Source organism: Microcystis sp. M53602_WE12, assembly GCF_030065455.1.
GTDB lineage: Bacteria > Cyanobacteriota > Cyanobacteriia > Cyanobacteriales > Microcystaceae > Microcystis > Microcystis aeruginosa.
Genome location: NZ_JASJFB010000337.1, coordinates 1 through 2,645, shown reverse-complemented (window position 1 = coordinate 2,645; position 2,645 = coordinate 1). Strand labels below are relative to the sequence as shown.

Annotated in this window: 3 protein-coding genes and 1 pseudogene; 1 reads left to right on the top strand and 3 read right to left on the bottom strand. The window is 37.0% G+C overall.

The annotated features are described in order from the left end of the window. Positions 1-201 precede the first annotated feature (201 nt). The gene (locus tag PX482_RS12015) at positions 202-381 is read left to right on the top strand and encodes a hypothetical protein (RefSeq protein ID WP_002758553.1); all 180 of its coding nucleotides are present in this window, start codon (positions 202-204) and stop codon (positions 379-381) included. Between the two features lie 221 nt (positions 382-602). Here the strand turns inward: PX482_RS12015 and PX482_RS12010 are convergent. The 3 genes and pseudogenes from PX482_RS12010 to PX482_RS12000 form a co-directional block, all read right to left on the bottom strand. After that, positions 603-809: pseudogene (locus PX482_RS12010) on the bottom strand (type II toxin-antitoxin system HicA family toxin). After that, positions 806-1,012: a type II toxin-antitoxin system HicB family antitoxin gene (locus PX482_RS12005; RefSeq protein WP_002758550.1), complete on the bottom strand. Its 207-nt coding sequence runs from the start codon at positions 1,010-1,012 to the stop codon at positions 806-808. The pseudogene PX482_RS12010 and the gene PX482_RS12005 overlap by 4 nt, the downstream one beginning before the upstream one ends. 605 nt (positions 1,013-1,617) lie before the next feature. Then, entirely contained in the window at positions 1,618-2,472 is an 855-nt protein-coding gene (locus PX482_RS12000) for a WD40 repeat domain-containing protein (RefSeq protein ID WP_288025464.1), read from the bottom strand. Between the last annotated feature and the right edge of the window lie 173 nt (positions 2,473-2,645).

Below are 2,645 nucleotides of genomic sequence, written 5' to 3'. Positions count from 1 at the left end.
TGATTGGGGGGAAAATTTAGGGATTTTTTCCCTGAAAATTAGGTAATTGACCACCTGAAAATGGGTAAAACCCCACACCCCACACCCCACACCCCACACCCTGCCCCCACGAAAAACTTTTTCAGCAGCCCCTAAGTAGGGAGGCGCAATTATTTGTAGGATGGGTTAGCGGTAGCGTAACATAATCGGGCGTTGGGTTTCATGCTTCAACCCAACCTACGTTCTTGGGAAATTGCATTAGAACGAATTGACGCAACTCGAAAAGCCATTTATGAACGTCGTCAGGGAAAACCATTTAAAACCGATGTTACTGAAATTATTCATCAAATGAGAGAAGAAAGAGATCGGCAATTGATGGAAGTGCGATCTCCAATCTTGTAGGGTGCGTGTTTGCGGCGATAATCTCTGACAAAAAAACAAATTAATAATCTGCCGTAACGCAACAACTTAATTATTCAATTGGTGCGTTACACTTTCGCGCTTCGCACCCTACGAATTAGCTTGTAGGGTGAGTGTTTGCGGTTACTAATTCTGATGAAAAACTAAAATTAATAATCCGCGCCCCACGCCCAAATTTATCATCAAATTGGTGCGTTACGTTGTCAAATATCATCTTCAGTTAATCCTGAATCTTTGAGAATACCTTTTAATGTTCCTATCGGTAAATCTCGATTTCCATGGGTTGGTATAACAATAATTGCAGAAACATTTTCTTTGGTATAGATATAATGACTTCCTTTAATTCTTGCCAATTTCTAGCCAAATCTTTCAACGACTTTACATAATTTTTTACCTGAGATTGACTTCATACAGAAATCTCGACTAATTGCTGATTCTCTTTTCGATCAAGTAATTTTTTTTCATGAGAAACTTCTAACCAGCCTTCTATTGCCTCTTTAACCATGACCATCAAATCATCATAATTTTCTGCCCAAGTATGACAACCAGACAAAGCTGGTACATTTGCACACCAAACATCGTCTTCTTGCCAGACAACCACTTTGATATTCATAATAAATATTTTTTATTGACTGAGATTTATTTTAAAAATAACATAAATTTGTTTTTTTTTGTGTAAGCCTGATCTTGTAGGGTGGGTGTTTGTGGCGATAATCTCTGACAAAAAAACAAGTTAATAATCCTCGCCCCACGCACCAACTTAATTATTAAATTGGTGCGTTACGCTTTGGCTAACGCACCCTACGATTTATGTTTCTGTTTGTGGCGATTATCTCTGAAAAAAAACCTAAATTAACAATCGGCTGTAACAGAGCAACTTTATTATTAAATTGGTGGGCTAATTCTTTGTACCAATCCCATCACACAAATGCTTATCTTCCTTCTTAACACCAGAATTAGGATTGTGCAAATAAACCCGCACCCAATCGCAACTACGCCCCATTAAAGCGTTTAAGTCCTGCATTGTCCTACAATCTTTCTGTATTGCCCTACAATGCTTCTGCATCGCCCTACAATCCTTCTGTATCCTCACAAAGAAGTCTAAACCAAGATTAACGGGATTTTAGGATTAACTGGATTATTTACTTGGAAACTCCTGACAATCTTTTAAGATTGAGCATCTTGAAAATCCTCTAATCCTCAAAATCCTGATACTGACTATTTTGTACCAATCCCATCACACAAATGCCTATCCTCCTCCCTGACATTAATATTATTCTGCAAATAAACCCGCACCCAATCGCAACTACGCCCCATCAAAGCATCTAAATCCCAGCCATTGTTTCCATTCCAGAGTTTTATTGTTCCAAGATTATCAACAGAAGCTAGGGTTTTGCCATCGGGACTAAAGTGAATACTATTGAAAATAGTACTCTTATTATCATTATTGAAACTATCTTCATAATCCACAAGAGTTCGGAATTTTATTTTTTTGTCTAAACTCCAAAGTTCAATTTCCTTTTTTTTCTGACGAATAACGGCAAGAGTCTTACCATCTGGGTTGAAAACCAAACCACCAAAGTGATTGTCATCGCCATTTTCATTATTCTCTGTAAGGGCAAGAATTTGTTTACCATTTTTAACATTCCAGATTTTGATAATTCCATAATCATTACCAGTTGCTAATTTATTACCATCGGCACTAAAACTAACATAGTGGATATTAGGATCATGTTCGGTAAAGGTACGGATTTCTTTTCCTGTTTCTATATTCCAGAGTTTAATAGTGCCGTCATAGCCGTTCACAGAAGCTAACATTTTGTTGTCAGGACTAAAACTCATAAAAATCGGATCTGAGGGATGCTTGACACCTTTCTGAGTTAGTTGTGAGGGTTTAACTACTGGAATTATATAAGTTTTTTCCCCTGTCTCTAAACTCCAGAGTTTGATTGTTCCATCACCAGAGATAAAAGCGAAGGTCTTGAGGTCAAGAGCAAAATGTATCTTACCTAAAGGAGATTTAAAAGGGAGAAAGATATCTGGCTTTTTGAAACTGTGAATGATTTTCTTCATCTTTAAATCCCAGACTGTGATAAGCTAAAACGCACTTAAACCACCTAAAATAGAAATAGTAATTTTAGAAAAATCCTACTTATGCCAGCCAAAGATTTCCTAGACTTAGAAGAAAAGAAAAACTTACAAAAAGCTCTTAAAGAAGAAGAAAGAGCAGAGGTTAGGGAAAGAAT

Bases quoted from the DNA above. Each gene is read 5' to 3' on its own strand.
- PX482_RS12015 (WP_002758553.1), top strand. From the start codon at position 202: ATGCTTCAACCCAACCTACGTTCTTGGGAAATTGCATTAGAACGAATT.
- PX482_RS12005 (WP_002758550.1), bottom strand. From the start codon at position 1,012: ATGAATATCAAAGTGGTTGTCTGGCAAGAAGACGATGTTTGGTGTGCA.
- PX482_RS12000 (WP_288025464.1), bottom strand. From the start codon at position 2,472: ATGAAGAAAATCATTCACAGTTTCAAAAAGCCAGATATCTTTCTCCCT.